The sequence below is a fragment of the Flagellimonas sediminis genome (genome assembly GCF_010500845.1).
Lineage (GTDB): Bacteria > Bacteroidota > Bacteroidia > Flavobacteriales > Flavobacteriaceae > Flagellimonas > Flagellimonas sediminis.
In genome coordinates this window covers 230,039-249,663 of record NZ_JAAAMI010000004.1, presented here as the reverse complement: position 1 = coordinate 249,663, position 19,625 = coordinate 230,039, and the positions used below count along the sequence as shown (strand labels likewise).

At 42.1% G+C, this 19,625-nt stretch carries 21 protein-coding genes; 15 read left to right on the top strand and 6 right to left on the bottom strand.

All coding sequences use genetic code 11. The annotated features are described in order from the left end of the window. From infA to GTK07_RS10080, 11 genes are all read left to right on the top strand, one after another. Positions 1 to 216 carry a translation initiation factor IF-1 gene (gene infA, locus GTK07_RS10130; protein WP_008239515.1) on the top strand — a complete coding sequence of 72 codons (216 nt, stop codon included), beginning with the start codon at positions 1 to 3 and terminating at the stop codon, positions 214 to 216. Positions 217 to 221: 5 nt separating this feature from the next. Then, a complete protein-coding gene (gene ykgO, locus GTK07_RS10125; RefSeq protein WP_010519235.1) occupies positions 222 to 338 on the top strand; it encodes a type B 50S ribosomal protein L36 in 117 nt (38 codons plus the stop codon). A gap of 2 nt (positions 339 to 340) precedes the next feature. Then, the gene (gene rpsM, locus GTK07_RS10120) at positions 341 to 715 is read left to right on the top strand and encodes a 30S ribosomal protein S13 (RefSeq protein ID WP_163635131.1); all 375 of its coding nucleotides are present in this window, start codon (positions 341 to 343) and stop codon (positions 713 to 715) included. 99 nt (positions 716 to 814) lie between these two features. Continuing rightward, complete coding sequence (gene rpsK / locus GTK07_RS10115; RefSeq protein WP_163635130.1) at positions 815 to 1,207, top strand: 30S ribosomal protein S11; 393 nt, start codon at positions 815 to 817, stop codon at positions 1,205 to 1,207. Between the two features lie 103 nt (positions 1,208 to 1,310). Further along, complete coding sequence (gene rpsD, locus GTK07_RS10110) at positions 1,311 to 1,916, top strand: 30S ribosomal protein S4 (RefSeq protein ID WP_163635129.1); 606 nt, start codon at positions 1,311 to 1,313, stop codon at positions 1,914 to 1,916. A gap of 21 nt (positions 1,917 to 1,937) precedes the next feature. After that, positions 1,938 to 2,930 (top strand): DNA-directed RNA polymerase subunit alpha, encoded by a 993-nt coding sequence (locus GTK07_RS10105; RefSeq protein ID WP_163635128.1) that lies wholly within the window; start codon positions 1,938 to 1,940, stop codon positions 2,928 to 2,930. A gap of 57 nt (positions 2,931 to 2,987) precedes the next feature. Next, complete coding sequence (gene rplQ, locus GTK07_RS10100; RefSeq protein WP_163635127.1) at positions 2,988 to 3,515, top strand: 50S ribosomal protein L17; 528 nt, start codon at positions 2,988 to 2,990, stop codon at positions 3,513 to 3,515. 99 nt (positions 3,516 to 3,614) lie between these two features. Continuing rightward, on the top strand, positions 3,615 to 4,727 hold the full coding sequence (gene carA / locus GTK07_RS10095; RefSeq protein ID WP_163635126.1) for a glutamine-hydrolyzing carbamoyl-phosphate synthase small subunit: 1,113 nt from the start codon (positions 3,615 to 3,617) through the stop codon (positions 4,725 to 4,727). A gap of 119 nt (positions 4,728 to 4,846) precedes the next feature. Then, positions 4,847 to 6,139, top strand: coding sequence for a phosphopyruvate hydratase (eno, locus tag GTK07_RS10090; RefSeq protein ID WP_163635125.1), 1,293 nt, complete (start codon positions 4,847 to 4,849; stop codon positions 6,137 to 6,139). A 120-nt stretch (positions 6,140 to 6,259) separates the two neighbouring features. Beyond that, the gene (locus GTK07_RS10085; protein ID WP_163635124.1) at positions 6,260 to 7,798 is read left to right on the top strand and encodes a glycogen synthase; all 1,539 of its coding nucleotides are present in this window, start codon (positions 6,260 to 6,262) and stop codon (positions 7,796 to 7,798) included. Between the two features lie 121 nt (positions 7,799 to 7,919). Beyond that, positions 7,920 to 9,203, top strand: a complete 1,284-nt coding sequence (locus tag GTK07_RS10080; protein ID WP_163635123.1) for a citrate synthase — start codon at positions 7,920 to 7,922, stop codon at positions 9,201 to 9,203. A gap of 52 nt (positions 9,204 to 9,255) precedes the next feature. Here GTK07_RS10080 and GTK07_RS10075 read toward each other — a convergent pair whose 3' ends face one another. Further along, positions 9,256 to 9,714 (bottom strand): hypothetical protein, encoded by a 459-nt coding sequence (locus GTK07_RS10075; protein WP_163635122.1) that lies wholly within the window; start codon positions 9,712 to 9,714, stop codon positions 9,256 to 9,258. Positions 9,715 to 10,003: 289 nt separating this feature from the next. Between GTK07_RS10075 and GTK07_RS10070 the strand changes: the two genes are divergently transcribed. The 4 genes from GTK07_RS10070 to GTK07_RS10055 all read left to right on the top strand — a co-directional run bounded on the left by GTK07_RS10070 (position 10,004) and on the right by GTK07_RS10055 (position 15,364). Further along, the gene (locus tag GTK07_RS10070; protein ID WP_163635121.1) at positions 10,004 to 10,918 is read left to right on the top strand and encodes a dimethylarginine dimethylaminohydrolase family protein; all 915 of its coding nucleotides are present in this window, start codon (positions 10,004 to 10,006) and stop codon (positions 10,916 to 10,918) included. Positions 10,919 to 10,996: 78 nt separating this feature from the next. Continuing rightward, the gene (gene ctlX, locus GTK07_RS10065; protein ID WP_163635260.1) at positions 10,997 to 11,902 is read left to right on the top strand and encodes a citrulline utilization hydrolase CtlX; all 906 of its coding nucleotides are present in this window, start codon (positions 10,997 to 10,999) and stop codon (positions 11,900 to 11,902) included. Between the two features lie 113 nt (positions 11,903 to 12,015). After that, entirely contained in the window at positions 12,016 to 12,633 is a 618-nt protein-coding gene (locus GTK07_RS10060; RefSeq protein ID WP_163635120.1) for a Pr6Pr family membrane protein, read from the top strand. 637 nt (positions 12,634 to 13,270) lie between these two features. Next, positions 13,271 to 15,364: an ATP-binding protein gene (locus GTK07_RS10055; RefSeq protein ID WP_163635119.1), complete on the top strand. Its 2,094-nt coding sequence runs from the start codon at positions 13,271 to 13,273 to the stop codon at positions 15,362 to 15,364. A 3-nt stretch (positions 15,365 to 15,367) separates the two neighbouring features. Here the strand turns inward: GTK07_RS10055 and GTK07_RS10050 are convergent, their stop codons facing one another. The 5 genes from GTK07_RS10050 to GTK07_RS10030 form a co-directional block, all read right to left on the bottom strand. Then, the gene (locus GTK07_RS10050; RefSeq protein ID WP_163635118.1) at positions 15,368 to 15,559 is read right to left on the bottom strand and encodes a hypothetical protein; all 192 of its coding nucleotides are present in this window, start codon (positions 15,557 to 15,559) and stop codon (positions 15,368 to 15,370) included. A gap of 113 nt (positions 15,560 to 15,672) precedes the next feature. Then, positions 15,673 to 17,211: a carboxypeptidase-like regulatory domain-containing protein gene (locus GTK07_RS10045; RefSeq protein ID WP_235932765.1), complete on the bottom strand. Its 1,539-nt coding sequence runs from the start codon at positions 17,209 to 17,211 to the stop codon at positions 15,673 to 15,675. Positions 17,212 to 17,355: 144 nt separating this feature from the next. Then, positions 17,356 to 18,786, bottom strand: a complete 1,431-nt coding sequence (locus tag GTK07_RS10040; RefSeq protein ID WP_163635117.1) for an SDR family oxidoreductase — start codon at positions 18,784 to 18,786, stop codon at positions 17,356 to 17,358. Then, complete coding sequence (locus tag GTK07_RS10035; RefSeq protein WP_163635116.1) at positions 18,783 to 19,208, bottom strand: hypothetical protein; 426 nt, start codon at positions 19,206 to 19,208, stop codon at positions 18,783 to 18,785. Before GTK07_RS10035 ends, GTK07_RS10040 begins: the two co-directional genes overlap by 4 nt. Before the next feature lie 2 nt (positions 19,209 to 19,210). Continuing rightward, positions 19,211 to 19,564, bottom strand: a complete 354-nt coding sequence (locus GTK07_RS10030) for a bleomycin resistance protein (RefSeq protein WP_163635115.1) — start codon at positions 19,562 to 19,564, stop codon at positions 19,211 to 19,213. Positions 19,565 to 19,625 lie beyond the last annotated feature (61 nt).

Genomic DNA, 19,625 nt, shown 5'->3' with positions numbered 1-19,625 from the left:
ATGGCAAAGCAGTCGGCAATAGAACAAGACGGGACTATTATTGAAGCATTGTCTAATGCAATGTTCAGGGTAGAATTGGAAAATGGGCATGTTGTTACGGCGCACATCTCGGGAAAAATGAGGATGCACTACATCAAATTACTCCCAGGGGACAAAGTAAAGTTGGAAATGAGCCCATACGATTTAACAAAAGCAAGAATTACTTATAGATACTAGTTACAATGAAGGTAAGAGCATCAATAAAGAAGAGAAGTGCCGACTGCAAGATTGTTCGCAGAAAAGGCAGATTGTACGTAATCAATAAAAAGAATCCTAGATTTAAACAAAGACAAGGGTAATTATGGCAAGAATTGCAGGTGTAGATATACCTAAACAAAAGCGTGGCGTTATATCGCTTACCTACATTTTCGGTGTGGGCAAGAGCAGGGCGCAAGAGATTTTGAAGACAGCCCAGGTAAGCGAGGATACCAAGGTTTCAGATTGGACCGATGACGAGATCGGTAGAATTAGGGATGCAGTTTCCGCTTTCACTATCGAAGGTGAGCTTCGCTCCGAGACCCAAATGAACATCAAGCGTTTGATGGATATCGGTTGTTACCGTGGAATCCGTCACAGAGCTGGTTTGCCACTAAGGGGTCAACGTACAAAGAACAACTCTAGGACCAGAAAAGGAAAGAGAAAAACTGTTGCTAACAAGAAAAAAGCAACTAAATAATAAAACATAGTCATTAGTCTTTAGAGTTAGAAGAATCTGTTTGAAATGTAAAAGTCTAGGATTCCAATAACTAAGAACTAACACTAGAAACTAAAAAATATGGCAAAGACAAATACCAAAGTCGCTAAAAAGCGCAAAGTAATCGTAGAATCTACAGGAGAGGCGCACGTAGTGGCTTCCTTCAACAATATCATCATTTCCCTTACCAATAAAAAGGGTGATGTGATCGCTTGGTCCTCTGCAGGTAAAATGGGATTCCGTGGATCTAAGAAGAACACCCCATATGCTGCCCAGGTAGCAGCCGAGGATTGTTCCAAAGTAGCTCACGAAGCAGGGTTGAGAAAAGTGAAGGTTTATGTAAAAGGACCAGGTAACGGTAGGGAATCGGCTATCCGTTCCATCCACAACGCAGGAATCGAGGTTACCGAGATTGTTGACGTTACCCCACTACCACACAATGGTTGTAGACCTCCAAAAAGAAGAAGAGTTTAATCAATTTTAATAATGGCCCGATAAGGGTCTTCACCAGAAGGCGCAGTTTAGATTATCGAAGGATTAGCCTTAATTCATAATCGCGCATTCCAATTTTAAGAAGATGGCAAGATACACAGGACCAAAAACAAAAGTCGCCAGAAAGTTCGGCGAAGCAATTTTCGGGGACGACAAGTCTTTTGAGAAGAAAAATTACCCTCCAGGGCAACACGGTGCCAACAAGCGTCGTGGAAAAAAATCGGAATATGCTGTCCAGTTGATGGAAAAGCAAAAAGCAAAATACACGTATGGTATTTTGGAAAGACAATTCCGTAACCTGTTCGAAGAGGCCAAAAGAAAAGAAGGTGTAACCGGTGAGATCCTACTTCAATTGTGCGAATCCCGTTTGGACAACGTGGTGTACAGAATGGGAATCTCTCCCTCAAGAAGAGGTGCACGCCAATTGGTTTCACACCGTCATATCACCGTTAACGGTGAGGTAGTGAACATTCCTTCCTACAAATTGAGAGCTGGCGACGTAGTTGGTGTTAGGGAGAAATCAAAATCCGTTCAGGCCATTGAAGATTCATTGTCGGCGAATAGTTCCGTTTATGAATGGATCACTTGGAACTCTGAGAAAAAAGAAGGCACCTACGTGTCCGTTCCAGAAAGACTTCAGATTCCAGAGAACATCAAGGAGCAACTGATCGTCGAATTATACTCTAAATAAGAATTCAACATTAATCCAATTATGGCATTACTTAATTTTCAGAAGCCCGATAAAGTTATAATGATAGATTCAACAGATTTCGAAGGGAAATTTGAATTTCGCCCTTTGGAACCTGGCTACGGATTAACAGTTGGGAATGCGCTGAGAAGGGTATTGCTTTCCTCTTTGGAAGGTTTCGCCATCACTTCTGTGCGCATAGATGGAGTTGAACATGAGTTTTCTGTTATCCCAGGCGTTGTTGAAGACGTAACTGAGATCATACTGAACCTAAAACAAGTTAGGTTTAAAAGACAAATTGATGATGTTGAAAGCGAGACCGTTTCCATTTCAGTAAACGGAAAGGAACAGATGACCGCTGGAGATTTCCAAAAGTTCATTTCAGGATACCAAGTCCTTAATCCCGATTTGGTAATCTGCAACATGGATCCAAAAGTGAGCATCAACTTGGAGATCGTTATAGAAAAAGGACGTGGATACGTTCCTGCCGAGGAGAACAAAAAATCCAACGCACCGCTTGGTAGCATTGCAGTGGATTCTGTTTACACTCCGGTCAAGAACGTAAAGTACAGCATCGAGAACTACAGGGTTGAGCAAAAGACCGATTACGAAAAATTGGTTTTTGAGATCATCACCGATGGTTCCATCCACCCTAAAGATGCGTTGACTGAAGCTGCAAAAGTTCTGATCCACCACTTTATGTTGTTCTCTGATGAGCGCATCACTTTGGAGGCTGACGAAATTGCACAGACCGAAACCTACGATGAGGAATCTTTGCACATGCGTCAGCTGTTAAAGACCAAATTGGTAGACATGGACTTGTCTGTAAGGGCATTGAACTGTTTGAAAGCCGCCGAGGTGGATACCTTGGGAGATTTGGTTTCTTTCAACAAGAACGATTTGATGAAGTTCAGGAACTTCGGTAAAAAATCCTTGACAGAATTGGAGGAGTTGGTCATCAACAAAGGTCTCCAATTTGGAATGGATTTGAGCAAATACAAATTAGATAAAGATTAATTAATCATATTTTGCTCTCCCTTTTGGGATTTGGCAGCAAGATGATAAACTGTAAAAATGAGACACGGTAAAAAAATCAACCACCTAGGAAGAACATCGGCCCACAGAAAGGCCATGTTGGCCAATATGGCTTGTTCCTTGATCGAGCACAAAAGAATCAACACCACTGTCGCCAAGGCCAAAGCTTTAAAACAGTATGTTGAGCCTTTGATAACCAAGGCAAAGACAGAGAACAACCAGACAGCCGAAAAAGGCATGCACAATAGAAGGATTGTTTTCAGCAGCTTGAGAAACAAACATGCCATCACCGAATTGTTCAGCACCGTTGCTGAAAAAGTAGGTGACAGACCGGGTGGATATACAAGAATCATTAAATTGGGTAACCGTTTGGGTGACAACGCGGATATGGCCATGATCGAATTGGTCGATTTCAACGAGTTGTACAACGCCGGTGAGACCAAGAAAAAATCTACAAGAAGAAGCAGAAGAAGCGGAGGTGCAAAAAAAGCGGAGGCTCCGGCACCTGCAGCAGCCCCTGCGGCTCCAGAAGCAACAGAAACCAAAACTGATGATTCTGAAGAATAAAAATAATGTTATTAACTATTGCATTAGTGGAAAAAGGATAAGTGAGAACTTATCCTTTTTTTATGTTTTTTTGCCATAACTGAAATTTTAGAACACGACATGAAGTATCACACAAAGAAAAGAGCATTGATTTTGTTGGCCGACGGAACCATTTTCTATGGTAAAGCTGTCGGCGGAAAAGAAGGTACCGCTGTTGGGGAAGTATGTTTCAACACAGGGATGACAGGGTATCAGGAAATTTTTACCGACCCATCCTATTACGGTCAACTCATGGTGACCACCAATGCCCATATCGGTAATTACGGTACCAATGAAGATGAAGTGGAATCCGATTCCGTTAAAATAGCAGGGCTGATCTGCAAAAATTTCAGTTATGAATACTCCAGGCCCAATGCCGATTCGAGCCTGTTGGATTTCTTGAACAAAAGCAACTTATTTGCCATTTCCGATGTGGATACCCGAGCATTGGTAAGTTACATTCGGGACAACGGTGCCATGAATGCCTTGATCTCTACACGTGTGGACGAGATCGATATGTTAAAAGAAGAGTTGAAGCAGGTTCCTAGCATGGAAGGCTTGGAACTTTCATCAAAGGTGTCTGCCAAGGAGCCTTATTATTATGGTGATGAAGATGCCCGGTACAAGATTTCGGCCTTGGATATCGGAATCAAAAAGAACATTTTGCGCAACCTGGCCAAAAGGGGAGCCTACATAAAAGTGTACCCATACAATACGCCGTTTTCAGAAATGAAATCATGGAACCCTGATGGATATTTCATTTCCAACGGGCCCGGGGATCCAGAACCTCTGACCGATGCCATTGCAGCTACTAAGAAAATGATCGAATCCGACAAACCCGTTTTTGGAATTTGTTTGGGACACCAGGTACTGGCCTTGGCCAATGGCGTGTCCACCTATAAAATGCATAACGGTCACAGGGGAATCAACCATCCCATCCTTAATTTGATGACAGGCAAAGGAGAGATTACTTCCCAGAACCATGGTTTTGCCGTGAACAGGGAAGAAACCGAGGCACATCCAGAGTTGGAGATCACCCATGTGCATTTGAACGACCAGACCGTAGCCGGCATACGAATGAAGAACAAAGATGTATTTTCGGTACAATACCACCCAGAGGCAAGTCCTGGACCGCATGATGCCGATTACCTTTTCGACCAGTTCTTCGATGCCATCAAAACAGCAAAAAACTAAAACGTTATAGTTTTATTTTTAAGCATTTATGTACGTTTTGTGTGCAATATGTTAAAGTTAAAAGGCACTGCTTTTGTATCTTTACCTAAATAATCACAACTATAAATATTGAATAAAAAATGAGCATTATTATCAACATTCATGCAAGACAGATATTGGATTCAAGGGGTAATCCTACCGTTGAGGTAGATGTAGTTACCGAAAATGGTACTTTGGGACGCGCTGCCGTTCCATCAGGAGCCTCAACAGGGGAGCATGAAGCTGTTGAGTTGCGTGATGGGGGAAACACTTTTATGGGCAAAGGTGTTACCAAGGCCGTGAACAACGTAAATTCCATATTGGCCGAAGAGTTGATTGGAACCTCGGTTTTTGAACAAAACTATATCGATCAAACCATGATCGAACTGGATGGTACCCCAAATAAATCCAAATTGGGCGCAAATGCCATTTTGGGTGTTTCATTGGCTGTGGCCAAAGCTGCTGCCAATGAGTTGGGTATGCCTCTTTACCGCTATGTTGGTGGTGTAAGTGCCAATACCCTTCCTGTTCCCATGATGAACATTATCAACGGTGGATCTCACTCAGATGCGCCCATTGCTTTCCAAGAGTTCATGATCATGCCGGTAAAGGCCAAAGATTTTAGCCATTCCATGCAAATGGGGACCGAAATATTCCACAACCTTAAAAAAGTGTTGCATGACCGTGGTTTGAGCACTGCCGTGGGTGACGAAGGTGGTTTTGCCCCTACTTTGGAAGGTGGTACCGAGGATGCCTTGGATACCATCGGAAAAGCCGTTGCCAAAGCAGGCTACAAATTGGGTGATGACGTAATGATCGCGTTGGATTGTGCCTCAGCAGAATTCTATGTGGATGGTAAATACGATTACACCAAGTTTGAAGGGGACAAAGGTAAGGTGAGGACTTCTGCCGAGCAGGCCCAGTACCTTGCTGACCTTTGTGAAAAATATCCGATCATTTCCATTGAAGATGGTATGGATGAGAACGATTGGGAAGGTTGGAAACTTTTGACCGAGAAGATTGGAGACAAAGTTCAGTTGGTAGGGGACGATTTGTTCGTTACCAATGTGGAGCGTTTGTCAAGAGGTATCGAAAATGGTATTGCCAACTCCATCTTGATCAAAGTAAACCAGATTGGAACCTTAACAGAGACCATCGCAGCTGTCAACATGGCCAAAAATGCTGGATATACCTCGGTAATGTCTCACCGTTCCGGGGAAACCGAGGACAATACCATCGCCGACTTGGCTGTAGCATTGAACTGTGGTCAGATCAAGACCGGTTCTGCTTCTCGAAGTGACCGTATGGCCAAGTATAACCAATTGTTGAGAATAGAGGAAGAATTGGGTGATACTGCTTACTACCCACAAGAAAAAGCCTTCAAGATTAAATAATCATAATGATTTATTGGTTTACAAAAAACCTTTCCCATTTGGGAAAGGTTTTTTTTTGCTACAGTAATAAACTTTGTCTAAATTGAATATTCAACAGAATAAACCTTCAAAATTTCCCATATGAACAATTTCCTTTTTGTATCCGCAGAAAATGATGCCCTTGCCAATTGTAAAGCTGGAGGTATGGGTGACGTGGTTCGCGATGTGCCCAGACAAATTTCTGAGCGTGGGGATAAGGTACACGTTATTGTGCCGGCCTACTCAAGATTGCATCATGGGGGATTGCCGAAGGCAACATTGAATTTTTCATTGAGGGGATTGAATTACACCGCAGAATTGTTCGAAGTAAAACCCAAGAAAGAATTCCCTAACATCTTCCATTATGTGCTGCACCACCCTGAAATTGAAGCAGGGGATATTGCCCATATTTACCACAACGACCCTGAGGAACCCTTCTATACAGATGCCATTAAATACTTCATTTTTTGTACAGGCGTGGCGGAAGCCATCAAAAAAGGGGCATTTGGGGATTTGGATGTGGTTCACCTGCACGATTGGCATACCAGTCTATTGTTGTTTTTGAGACAATACCATCAAGAGTATACCAACCTAAAGGATATAAGGTTTGTGTACAGCATCCATAATCTGGCCATACAGGGTATCCGTCCCTTCAATGGCAATTATTCGTCTGTAAAGAACTGGTTCCCCAGCGTGCCGTTGGATTATCAGCGATTGATGGATTACAGGTATCAGGATTGTATCAACCTGATGGCGGTGGGTATCCGTTTTGCGGATGCGGTGCACACGGTTTCACCTTCCTATAAAGAAGATGTACTACTGCCCAGTTCGCCACCTGAATTCATAGGGGGAGAGGGATTGGAAAAGGATTTGCAGCAGGCCGATGCGGAAGGAAGGCTCTTTGGAATCTTGAATGGGTGCAATTATAAAAACATCAATAAGGAGAAAAAAGGAAACATCTACCGAAATACGGTAAAGGCACTGTTTGGGTGGTTGCAACAGGAAGACAAAAAATACAAGGCCGATTTTTTGGCCCATACCGGTGAAAAGATCATGGATTATGTGGAAGATAGGCCCAAGTTTATCGCTTCAAGTGTGGCTCGACTTACCGAGCAGAAATTTTATTTCATCATGCGTTCACCCGAAGCATTTGTGGAAATCCTTAAAAAGCTGGAAAAGGTGGATGGTATTTTCATGTTGTTAGGTACCGGGGCGCCAGAATATGAGGACCTTTTCCGGAAACTGAGCTATCAGTATAAAAACTTCATCTTTACGAACGGTCAATCCGAAAAACTCATCGACTCCATGTATTTGGAATCTGATTTATATTTTATGCCAAGTCTGTTTGAACCCTGCGGAATTAGCCAAATGCTGGCCATGCGCAACGGCAATCCATGTTTGGTGCATCACACAGGCGGATTAAAGGACACCGTGGAGCATATGAAGACGGGTTTTAGTTTTGATGGTAATACCTACGATGAGAAAATTGAGAACATGCTCCAAGTGTTTGACGAGGCTTTGGATGTTTTTGCCAATGACAAGCCTACCTGGAAGAAAATTCAAGCCTCTGCCAAGAAAATGCGCTTCACTTGGCAAAAGTCAGTGGACCAGTATTACGAGCTTTTGTACAAATTGGACTAGCTAGGTTTTACCCATTAAATTTTATTGTTAACAACAGCACAAATAGCGGTCGGAAATTGTTAATGGTCGCGCTTTTTCGTAATTTCCGCATTCTATTTTTACTAAACTATTAAAATATAAAATGTCGGATACAGCTATACTCGAATATGAGGGAAAACGGTATGAATTCCCTGTAATTAAAGGTACGGAAGATGAATTGGCTATAGATATCAATACCCTTAGGGCCACAACAGGAATGGTGACCATAGATCCCGGGTACAAGAACACAGGATCTTGCGAAAGTGCCATCACCTTTTTGGATGGTGAAAAGGGAATTTTAAGGTACCGTGGGTATTCCATTGAAGAGCTAGCTGAAAAGGCCGATTTTTTGGAAGTTGCTTATCTTTTGATTTTTGGCGAATTGCCAAATAAGGAGCAACTGGCCAAATTTCACCACGACATTAAAGAAGAGTCCCAAGTGGATGAGGAGATGAAGAAGATTTTGGATGGATTTCCAAAAGCGGCCCACCCAATGGGTGTCCTCTCATCCCTTACCAGTGCCTTGGTGGCATTTAACCCCAGTTCCGTAGATGTGTCTTCCGAGAAGGCCATGTACAACTCCATTGTACGTATTTTGGCCAAGTTTCCGGTATTGGTGGCATGGACCATGCGTAAGAAGAAAGGACTTCCGCTTGATTATGGGGACGACACCTTGGGTTACGTGGAAAACATCCATAAAATGATGTTCAAAAGACCCAATCAAGAGTACAAAAAGGACCCCATAGCCATCGATGCTTTGGACAAACTGTTGATTCTTCATGCGGATCATGAACAAAACTGTTCTACTTCAACGGTACGTATTGTGGGATCTTCACATGCTGGTTTATTTGCTTCATTGTCAGCAGGGATTTCCGCTCTTTGGGGGCCATTGCATGGTGGTGCCAACCAAGCCGTTTTGGAAATGTTGGAAGCTATTGAAGCAGATGGAGGGGATACCAAAAAATATATGGCGAAGGCCAAGGATAAGGATGACCCTTTTAGATTGATGGGCTTTGGACACAGGGTGTACAAGAACTTTGACCCTCGTGCTAAGATCATTAAGAAAGCCGCGGATGACGTTTTGGGCAACTTGGGTATAGATGATCCGATATTGGACATTGCCAAAGGATTGGAAAAAGAAGCTTTGGAAGATCCATATTTTGTAGATAGAAAATTATACCCCAATGTAGATTTCTACTCTGGAATCATCTATAGGGCGTTGGGTATCCCTACCGAAATGTTCACTGTAATGTTTGCCCTTGGGCGCCTACCAGGATGGATCGCCCAATGGAGGGAAATGCGCCTAAGAAAGGAACCAATAGGAAGGCCACGTCAAATTTATATAGGCGAAAACCTGAGACCCTTTGTGCCTTTGGAAAAAAGGTAAGATTTGGGATGACACATAAAAGAAAAGGGCGGTATTACCGCCCTTTTTTGGCTTATAGTTGTACGGGGGAACTGTGGTTCAGGAACCGATCACTATCATAGCACATTCGCATGATCTCACAATGGTAATATTTTCGAATATCGGATATATCGGTATTCTCCAACATGGATTTTGACCTTAGGAATTCCTGATGTATAAAATTATGTGCATCAATGGAGTTCAGGCTCTGTAAAGTGGAATCCATGGACTTACTATACTTTTTAAGCGAGGCGTCTACCTTCATTGTACTCCAATCCCAACTATTGCTGGGATGGTTTGCCATCGAGTTGAAATCCCTTGGAAAATCCTCTTGGGAAATGCAGTCCTGGTATTTCACGGAATAATTTGTTGAGATGTTTTGGTTGATGCTTTTTGAATCATCAATTTTACCAATGGCACGAAAAGCATTCATGCTTCCCAAAACGGCGAAAGCACTTGCTAGTAGCATGGATGAAAATAGCAATTTTTTCATAAGTAGGAAAAATCTTATTACAAATGTAGTTATTATTTATTTTCATCCATCGATTTTCATCTCTAAAATGTTAGAAATGCATAATTTTTAAATATTTGATAAACAATAGGTTGTGTTTTTTTTATTTTTTGATTTCCCAAAAGTGAAAGCCTGGTCTTACCTATACATTGTCCTTTTTTTGTAGGTGTAAAATACGGACTAAAACACTAGATTTGCCATAGAATTTATGTGGAAAAATCCCAAATGTTTTTTTCAGTGAAGACTGCTGGGACATAAAATCCGCACACTTATGATACAATTGAACATTAAGGACGAAACCAGTCCTTTAAAGGCCGTGATACTGGGAACCGCAAAGAGCAGTGGCCCAGTCCCAAATGCTGAAGAAGCGTACGATCCCAAGTCGTTGGAACATATTTTAGCGGGCACCTATCCCAAAGAAGAGGATATGGTCAAGGAAATGGATGCCTTTGCCCAAGTATTCCATAAATATGATGTTCAAGTGTTCCGACCCGAAGTCTTGAAAGATTGCAACCAGATTTTTGCACGCGACATTGCCTTTGTGATCGAGGATAAATTGTTTCATGCCAATATCTTACCGGATAGGGAAAGAGAGTTTGAAGCCATTCACGAGGTTTTGGACAGAATCGATCCCAACAAGATCATCAGGCCGCCGGAAGAAGTGCACATAGAAGGTGGTGATGTGATGCCCTGGAACGACCATATCTTTATCGGCACCTATACCGCACCGGATTACAAGAACTATATTACGGCCCGGACGAACAGGGAGGCCGTGGAGTATATTCGGGATATGTTCCCAGATAAAACCGTAAAATCCTTCGAGTTGCGAAAATCCAATACGGACCCTAAAGAGAATGCCCTTCATTTAGATTGTTGTTTTCAACCTGTGGGAAAGGACAAGGCCATTTTGCACAAAAACGGATTTTTGGTAGAGGAGGAGTACGAATATTTGGTGGATTATTTCGGCCCGGACAATATCTTTGAAATCGATAAGGAGGAAATGTACCAAATGTTCAGTAATGTATTTTCCATATCCCCGGAAGTGGTGGTATCGGAGCGTAACTTTACCCGGTTGAACCATTGGCTTCGCGATCAGGGTTTTACCGTTGAGGAAATTCCCTATGCAGAGATTGCCAAACAAGAAGGGCTATTGCGTTGTAGCACCATGCCCTTGATCAGAGAATAAATGAATACCACTTCCTGCTGCCACAGGTAAGCCAAAAACATACAACAGTTGAGAGCACAGATTACCAACACCATTCTTATGGTTCGTCCCGTGAGTTTTCGGATGAACGAACAAACGGCGGTCAATAATTATTTTCAGGAAGACCCACATCTAAAAAATACCGTGATCAACCAACGGGCACAGGAAGAGTTCGACCAGTTTGTAAAAGTACTTCGGGAGCATGGCGTTAATGTCATTGTGGTAGAGGATACCTTGGAGCGCGATACCCCGGATTCCATTTTCCCGAATAATTGGGTTTCCTTTCATGAAAATGGAACGGTTTGTATCTATCCCATGTTTGCACAAAATCGCCGTAAGGAACGCCGAGAGGACATCCTGGATCTTTTGGAAGAGGAAGGATTTGTGATCAACGAAGTCATGGACTATACGGTTGCGGAAGAGGATGATATCTTTTTGGAAGGAACGGGCAGTATTCTCATGGATAGGGTAAACCAAAAGGCCTATTGTGCCCTTTCGGAACGGGCCCACGAGGAACTGTTCATTGAGTTCTGTGAGGATTTTGATTGTTTCCCCGTTATTTTCCATGCCAACCAGACCGTGGATGGCAAACGACTTCCCATTTATCACACCAATGTGATGATGGCCTTGGCGGAGACCTTTGCGGTTATCTGTTTGGATTCCATTGACGATAAAAAGGAACGTAAGAACGTGGTGGAACACCTCAAAATGGACGGTAGGGAGATCATTTCCATCACAGAGGAACAAATGTGCCACTTTGCGGGGAACATGTTACAGGTAATCGGCGCGAATGACCAACGCTATATGGTCATGAGTTCCCAAGCGTACAAAAGCCTTACGGATGCACAGATCAAGGCCATTGAAAAACACGGTCCCATCATCCACAGCTCTTTGGATACCATAGAGCTTTGCGGTGGAGGCAGTGCCCGTTGCATGATGGCAGAGGTGTTTTTGCCCAAAGCTTAACTAGTTGCGATGATCCTGTACATTGCTTATTGTTCATTGCTCATTGATTATTGAACATTGTTTATTGTAAACTGTTCATTGATAATTGACCCTTGAATTCATTATCTTCGACCATGCGCAGAAATTTTGAAATTTTGGGTTTTACCATGTCGTGTTTTGCCGTGGTCACCCAATTGATTTTGATGCTTCACAACCGGGAGGCGGGCGTAGGAGAAACCATGTTACGCTTTGTAAGCTACTTTACCATTCTAACGAATGGTTTGGTCTCCTTATACTTTGCCGTTCGGGTGTTTGGTCTTAAACGGCGTATGTGGGTGCTGTTCCATAGAAGGGCGACTCCCATGGCCCTTACGGCGTTTATTTTGGTGGTGGGATTGGTGTACCAAGTAGCACTGCGCAAGATTTGGAACCCCACTGGTTTACAAATGATCGTGGATGAACTTTTGCACACCATTGTTCCCGTGTTCATGTATGTATATTGGTTGATGTTCCAAGCCCGTAACTTGGTCATGTGGCAGGAGCTTCGTTCATGGTTGCTCTTTCCTGTGCTGTATTTGGGATGGGTACTGCTTAGGGGCTATTATTCCGGTTTTTATCCATACCCGTTCTTGAATATGGACCAGTTGGGCACAGGTACCTTGGTTTTGAATATTTCCATGGTATTGGCCTTGATGCTCTTGGTCATGGCAGCGCTTTATTTCCTCGGAAGACTCCTCCGACCCAAACAATGAACAATGAGCAATGAACAGAAAGCAATTTCAAGTTGTTGTCCCACCCTGTCATTTTGAGTGAAACGAAAAATCTCTAGGGGGTTGACACGAATTGCACTAATTTTTACGAATATCCTAATTGTCATTTCGAACGAATGTGAGAAATCTAAACCTGTTTGGGATTTCTCAATCGTTGCGTTGCCCCTCATTTCGAAATGACACTTTCCGTCATGCTGAACTTGTTTCAGCATCTCACTTTTTTGGATGGGATTCCGTGTCAAGCACGGAATGACATTACCCTGTCATTTGGAGCCATGTCCTGAGCGTAGTGATGGAGCTACGAAAAATCTCTTCTAGGGGATTGACACGAATCGCACTAATTTTCACGAATATCCTAATTGTCATTTCGAACGTCCCGATAGTTATCGGGAGTGAGAAATCTAACCCTATTTGGGATTTCCCAATCACTGCGTTGCACCTAATTTTTTGAATGACACAACGTACCTCTCTGATGCTGATGGAGCCATTACGGAAAAGCGTAAGTAATTTCAAGCATAAAAATGTATATTTAGTTGATTTTTAGATGTTTCTATGCCCAAATATTTGTTTAGAATAAAAAGCACTCAGCTGATTCGCCTTAAAAAATAACACTTTGAGAATGAGTACTGTAATAAGGTTTTTAAAAAATAAGCTTGTTCTTTTTACAATTCTTTTGTTAATAACACTCTTTCTGTCCAAATGGCTTACTGGGGCTTATTTTCCTTCAACAACAAACGAGAATTTATGGTTTTATTCTGGCATCTTTATGGTGCTAGTTTCTTCTTTTTTTATTGAAGAATACTATACTTCTCCAAGAAATATTCTAGCAAATCTTCTGCCTTTAGTTGTGATTTTAGTTTCGGTAAGGCAAATTTTTATTTCAAATGATCATGATTGGTTATGGTGGGTTGGCTTTTCCTATATTTTGATAATTTTATTATGTGCATTTTTATCAATTGTATTAAATGATGAAGACCAAAGCTCCAGTAATATTAAAAATATTATCAGCGAGATTTGTAAAAATTTAGCTACCACCTTTGGTAAAGGAAGACTGGTTTTTTCAGCCATGTTTTTATATTTTCTTTTGACTTTTTATTCTATCAATAATATCAGAGTTTTAACCTTAATGTTGTTTTGGTGGTTTGTAATTGTTGTAGAACCTCAAAAGCTAATCAATAGGCTTTCAATTAAAAAAAGAATAAAGGATAATTCGATTGGAAGGATTATTAGCGTTCAATCAAAAAAAGTTTTTCTTGTACGTTTATTTCAGGACAGCTTAAAATCTAAAACATTTGATTTAGTTAGGTTTAAGTATGCGGCACAGGATGATGAAGTAACCGTTTGTTATGGGTTCATTCTTGAAACCTTTTTACTTGATGATCAAAAATGGGTTAAAGTTTTGTTGACAAAGAAAGAATTGAACATCGAGTTGAAAAGAATTGTAAAAAGGAATATTGTGTACAAAATAGATGTAGAGGAATCAGTACAAGGTATTATTGATCGATTCGTTGGTGTGGTTGTTGAGGGGTCAGATATTGGAAAAATTTGCTTTGAATGTTATAATTCAAGTAAAATACAAGAAGGAGATTTACTTGAGATTGAGCTTGAAGATGTAAAAGTTTACTACCAAATAATTCAAGGGATAACACAGGAGGAAAATGTTGAGAGAAGGAATGAAACTGGTTTCATCCGTGGAGAAGCCATTCAGTTAGGTGCTTGGAATCATGAGAATTGTTCATTCGAAAAATATGGTTGGGTACCTGATATAAACTCTATTGTGCTTCTTGCAGAAACGGATAATATTGAGCATCCGGAGATTGAATACCCTGAATATATATTAGGAACTATACCCAATACCTCCCTGCCTGTGGTTATTAATTTAGATGATGCAATTAGTCATCATTTTGGAATACTTGGGGTGACAGGTTCTGGAAAGTCATTTATCACTTTTGAAATATTAAAAGAACTTCAAAACAATCACAAAATTATTTGTGTTGATTTTACGGGTGATTATTTGGGGAAATTAAATGATCTCAAATTAAACCCTGTGCCAATTATGGATGATCCTAAAGGTTTAATTATAATTGAGGAAATGATTGCCAAGAAACAGGCTGCTGTCAATGCAAAAACCAAAGACCCAGAAACAATCTTAAATTTTAAAAAAGATATTCAGAAAAAGCTAAATGATTATGTCTTAAAATTTATTGAAGGTGATGATAAAATTGGCTTATTTGAATTACCAGATTTATCGAACACTTCATTTGTTTTAGAGTTCACGCAGTTCTTTTTAGAAAATGTTTTCAATATTGCCAAAAATGGTATTGATGAAAAAATATGTATTGTTCTAGAGGAAGCCCATACAGTCGTTCCTGAAACAACATTTCTAGGTGATTTGGGTGATTACGGTAGCAATAAAGCAATTGTTAATAAAATAGGTCAAATTGCATTGCAAGGAAGAAAGTACGGAGTTGGATTATTGGTAATTGCGCAAAGAACGGCAAATGTATCTAAAACAGTATTGACACAATGCAACACTATTTTGTGTTTTCAAGCTTTTGATGAAACCAGTTTTTCCTTTATTGGTAATTATTTAGGTAAAGATATGGTTACAACTCTCCCTAACTTGATGAAATACCATGCTATTGTCACCGGAAAAGGGGTGAAATCTAATGTGCCAATGATTGTTGACTTGACAAGAAAAACTGAAGCTTGAACTTTATGAATTGTTCCTCAACCCCACCACAATCCCCCTAAGCGCAGCCACCACCTGTTGCACTTCTTTGCGGTCAAAGGTATCTTCTTCCAAATAGAACAACATTTCTATATTTAGGTCTAATACTTTTGCCAGTTCCTCAGGAGTGCCATACGTATCTTCAATCCATTGCAATAAAGTAGTTTCCTTTCCCATCCTTACCTTTAGGTAAGCAAGTAAGGCATTTGGGTCAAAAGCTTACATGCCATATATGGCAAGTCATCTAGCCAACCCCAACAACTAAAAACTAGGAACTTAAAACTTAAAAACTACTGCTCTTCTTCCGAAACCGTAAAACCACGGATGGCTTGGTTGGGCTCCATGATGTTATAACCCTTCCAAAACTCGGGATCATAGTTGGGCATATAGGTAGCGCGTACGGTCTTGTCCTCCTTGTAATTGGTAAAAGTGCCTTCGGCAATCTCTTCTTGGTTAAAGACCACCAATTCCCATTTATTGGTCATGTTCATGCGAAAATCGATGTTCAACAACAGCTCGTTCTGTTTGCGACGACCCTTTACATGCTTGTTCTTTTCCACCACTTTTAGGGGTCGGTCCACGGCAAAGTAGCGTCCTTCGGCAAAATCCATGAACTGAAGATCGTATTTGCCACTGGGCAATTTGGCGAAGCGCATGGTGCCTTTGTACACGTTTTCGCGGTAGGTAATGCCCAACAACCTAAAATTGCGCAGGCGTTTCGTGTTCTCAAAGTCGAGGCGCATAATGGCAAAATCCTCAATGTTGATATACAGTCGGCCCCTGAACTCGGCACTGCTACGCTTGGGCTTAAAGTCGATGACGTACACCCCGGCATCATTGATATCGGCATAGCCCACCAATGTAAACTCGTAGCGGTTCGTTTTTTCAACCAGGTCCAGTTTGGTGTCCTCCTTGTAGTAGAGTTGGCTCAACATTTCGCGAAGCTCGCCCCGTTGGCTGTCCGTTAATCCGGAAATGCTGTCCTTTTGCATTTGGGACTTTACCTTTTTCATCTGTTCCACCCGCTCGTCATCAAACGTATCGATGATGGAATCCACTTCTATCTTTTCACTAAAGATTCCCGATTTGATCTTGAGGTACGAACCAGGTTTCACATTCTTTTTAAAAATCTCCTCCATGTGTTCGGCCAATTCCTCAAAAGAGCTTACGTCCTTTTTGTCGAACAGGTCCGCTGCTTTAAAAATATCAAGCTTGTATTTGGTGTGGTGCTTGTACAAGTCGCCCAAACTTTCGGTATAGTGATGCGCATTTTTGGGGATGGAGTTGGCAATGCTGTCCATAAGTTCCTTGTTCAGTTCCTTGATGGACGACTTTTCAAAACCAAAATCCACTTTTTGCATATTGGCCAGTTCGGAGGTCCGAAGGAAAAAACGTTGCTTTATGGGGTCTTTGTTCACATTCTGGGGAATGCGTTCCTTCATTTTCTCGATGATGTCATCCACCTCCAGTTCCTTGTCGAACACGTATACCCCACTCAGTTCAATGGCTTTGGAATTTAGCAGGATGATACTGTCCTGCAATTGTTCCAAGGAGTAACCCTTTTTCTCATACCCCATAGAGGTCACATATATGGAATCGGGCAAAGTGGCACCTGCGTCCAACACAAAACTGAAACGGCCTTCCTCGTTGGTGATGGTGCCTTGGTGCTCTCCATATTGCACGGTGGCATAGGGAATGCCCTTCTTTGTCTTGGCATCTACCAAACGGGAGCTTACGGTCTGTGCCGAAAGGGACAATCCAATGAAAAGGGTAAATAAATGGATCAGTGTTTTATTGATTGACATAGCTTTTTTTAAAGGTTCTACCATAAAGACACCTTTTGGGGGCCAAAGGTTGCTTCGGTGATTAGACGAGCTTTTGGGGAATTTGTGACAAAGAACGTCAAACAATGGTCAATAAACAATTCACAATGAGCAATGGTCCATACCGTTCTTTTGTTTTTTCAATAACGGCTAATTGGAGATTGTTCGTGCGATGTTCCGGATCATTCCTCCAAAAATAAAAACATGGAAAGGAAGCACGGAATACCAGTACAATCGTCCCCAAAGGCCTTTGGGCCTAAAAGTGGCGGTTTGGAACAATACGCCATCCACAATCTTAAATTCGAGCCAAGCTTCTCCCGGAGTCCTCATTTCTGCAAATAGCAGTAAACGTTTGGCTTTTCGGTCGGCCAATAGCACGCGCCAAAAATCCAGTGCATCTCCTGGATATAACCGATCGGGATGCGTCCTGCCACGGCGCAACCCGGGTCCCCCAGCGAGTTTATCCAAGAACCCCCTTACTTTCCAAAGCGAATTCCCATAATACCAACCCGTTTCACCCCCAATTTTCCAAATGTTGTCCAGAACGGTTTCCTCATTTTGAATGGCAAGGGATTTTCGGTCTTGGAGCACCCCATATTTGGGAACCTGTATGTAGGTTTCAAGATCCTCCTTGATCTGTCCACTGGCAATGCTGTCCTTCCAACTGCTCACCACTAAATTTTGTTCAATTTTTTTGAAGGCCATATCAATGGCTTCTTCATAGGTATTTGCCGGTACACCTAGCATTTCCTGTAATCGGTTATCCTTGGCCACTACTTCCATCTTCATGCTGTCCACAAGATTCACGGCCAGTTTATAAGAGGTTGAGGTAACAAAATACAGCCAATAGGAAGAAAGTTTGGGAGTCATCACAGGAACGGTAAGAATCCAATTCTTAAATCCCCGGACCTTGGCATAACGTTGCAACATATCCTTGTAGGTGAGGATGTCCGGACCACCAATATCAAACGATTGATCGTAGGTCTGTGGATTTCCCAATACCTTGGTCAAAAATTGAATGACATCCCGAATGGCGATGGGCTGGGTTTTGGTGAGCACCCATTTTGGAGTGATCATCACCGGTAATTTTTCACACAAGTCCCGAATGATCTCAAAGGACGAACTCCCCGATCCAACAATGATCCCTGCCCGAAGGACGGTCAATTGGAAAGATCCTTGGTAAAGGATGTCCTCTACATTTTTTCGGGAACTGAGGTGCCTTGAAAGTTGTTTGTCATTTACAATACCACTGAGATAGATGACCTGCTTACATTGGGTCCCTTCCAACAATGTATTGAAATGCCTGGCAGCTAGGGCCTCCTTTTCATCAAAATCGGTAATGGAGGAAGCCATGGAATGGATCAGGTAATATGCCGCTTCAATGTCAGTAGGGAGCGCTTGCTGGTTGGAATCGTCCAAAAAATCCAATTCCACTACTTCAATCTTTTTTCTAAGATGGGGTTCTACGGATAGTCGCTTCTCATCACGAACCGCACAAACCACATGATGGCCCATATCCAATAAGTTGGGCAATAATCGCATTCCAATATAACCGTTGGCACCTGTCAACAAAATCTTCATAGATCTTCGATGTTTGTAGGCAGATTATCGGCGCGGTGATCCAACAGCTTTCGGAAGAATTTTTGAACGGCCATACTGTCCGAACGCACCTTGATGAAATGGTGGTCCATGAAAATGGAATGGATGGCCATCTCGCCTTTATAAAGATTCAGTTTGTAGTATGGGATTACCAGACCGAAGGTTTCCAACAAGGAACGGAACCGGACAATGATGCCCTTGGGGCGTAGTTCAATATTGCAGGTGTTGAGGTTATTGTCCAGAATGAGCAGGTTATGGATTTCCACGCTGGCTTCGGTTATATAAAGTTTGGGACTGCCAATACCGCCCATGGCAAAGCGTTCCTTTAAGGGAAAAGGCTTACCAACGGCCTCGTCTATTTTTTTGGTGATGTTTTTATCAGTGTACGAAACGTTCAGAAGCATCTTTACAGTTTTTGTCCAAACCGCAGCAGGTTTCCTTCGCCATCAAGGGCAGAAAACTCCCGAAGTCCCCAAGGTTTGTTGCCAAGGGGCCCATTGGGGTGCACCACGCCTGTCTTTTTCAGTTCGGCATAGAGTCCATCCACATCGGTCACATGGATGTAGCAGCTGGTGTTCTCGGGGAAAATCTTATCGTTGCATTTGGCAATGTGCAGTTCTATTTGGTCCCGACCGATCACGGCATAGTGGTCATCGACCCACCCTTGTTTGTCGAAACCAAATTTTTCACGATAAAAAGTGACCGATTTGCGCACATCCATTGCGAATAGCACCGGAACGGCACGTTGTAAATGCTCCATTTGCTAGTTTTTTCTAAAATTACGGATTCTGCGATGTCAACACCACACCAGATTGCCAAAA

Excerpts from the sequence above, each read along its gene's own strand:
- infA (WP_008239515.1), top strand. The coding sequence starts at position 1 with ATGGCAAAGCAGTCGGCAATAGAACAAGACGGGACTATTATTGAAGCA.
- ykgO (WP_010519235.1), top strand. The coding sequence starts at position 222 with ATGAAGGTAAGAGCATCAATAAAGAAGAGAAGTGCCGACTGCAAGATT.
- rpsM (WP_163635131.1), top strand. The coding sequence starts at position 341 with ATGGCAAGAATTGCAGGTGTAGATATACCTAAACAAAAGCGTGGCGTT.
- rpsK (WP_163635130.1), top strand. The coding sequence starts at position 815 with ATGGCAAAGACAAATACCAAAGTCGCTAAAAAGCGCAAAGTAATCGTA.
- rpsD (WP_163635129.1), top strand. The coding sequence starts at position 1,311 with ATGGCAAGATACACAGGACCAAAAACAAAAGTCGCCAGAAAGTTCGGC.
- GTK07_RS10105 (WP_163635128.1), top strand. The coding sequence starts at position 1,938 with ATGGCATTACTTAATTTTCAGAAGCCCGATAAAGTTATAATGATAGAT.
- rplQ (WP_163635127.1), top strand. The coding sequence starts at position 2,988 with ATGAGACACGGTAAAAAAATCAACCACCTAGGAAGAACATCGGCCCAC.
- carA (WP_163635126.1), top strand. The coding sequence starts at position 3,615 with ATGAAGTATCACACAAAGAAAAGAGCATTGATTTTGTTGGCCGACGGA.
- eno (WP_163635125.1), top strand. The coding sequence starts at position 4,847 with ATGAGCATTATTATCAACATTCATGCAAGACAGATATTGGATTCAAGG.
- GTK07_RS10085 (WP_163635124.1), top strand. The coding sequence starts at position 6,260 with ATGAACAATTTCCTTTTTGTATCCGCAGAAAATGATGCCCTTGCCAAT.
- GTK07_RS10080 (WP_163635123.1), top strand. The coding sequence starts at position 7,920 with ATGTCGGATACAGCTATACTCGAATATGAGGGAAAACGGTATGAATTC.
- GTK07_RS10075 (WP_163635122.1), bottom strand. The coding sequence starts at position 9,714 with ATGAAAAAATTGCTATTTTCATCCATGCTACTAGCAAGTGCTTTCGCC.
- GTK07_RS10070 (WP_163635121.1), top strand. The coding sequence starts at position 10,004 with ATGATACAATTGAACATTAAGGACGAAACCAGTCCTTTAAAGGCCGTG.
- ctlX (WP_163635260.1), top strand. The coding sequence starts at position 10,997 with ATGGTTCGTCCCGTGAGTTTTCGGATGAACGAACAAACGGCGGTCAAT.
- GTK07_RS10060 (WP_163635120.1), top strand. The coding sequence starts at position 12,016 with ATGCGCAGAAATTTTGAAATTTTGGGTTTTACCATGTCGTGTTTTGCC.
- GTK07_RS10055 (WP_163635119.1), top strand. The coding sequence starts at position 13,271 with ATGAGTACTGTAATAAGGTTTTTAAAAAATAAGCTTGTTCTTTTTACA.
- GTK07_RS10050 (WP_163635118.1), bottom strand. The coding sequence starts at position 15,559 with ATGGGAAAGGAAACTACTTTATTGCAATGGATTGAAGATACGTATGGC.
- GTK07_RS10045 (WP_235932765.1), bottom strand. The coding sequence starts at position 17,211 with ATGGTAGAACCTTTAAAAAAAGCTATGTCAATCAATAAAACACTGATC.
- GTK07_RS10040 (WP_163635117.1), bottom strand. The coding sequence starts at position 18,786 with ATGAAGATTTTGTTGACAGGTGCCAACGGTTATATTGGAATGCGATTA.
- GTK07_RS10035 (WP_163635116.1), bottom strand. The coding sequence starts at position 19,208 with ATGCTTCTGAACGTTTCGTACACTGATAAAAACATCACCAAAAAAATA.
- GTK07_RS10030 (WP_163635115.1), bottom strand. The coding sequence starts at position 19,564 with ATGGAGCATTTACAACGTGCCGTTCCGGTGCTATTCGCAATGGATGTG.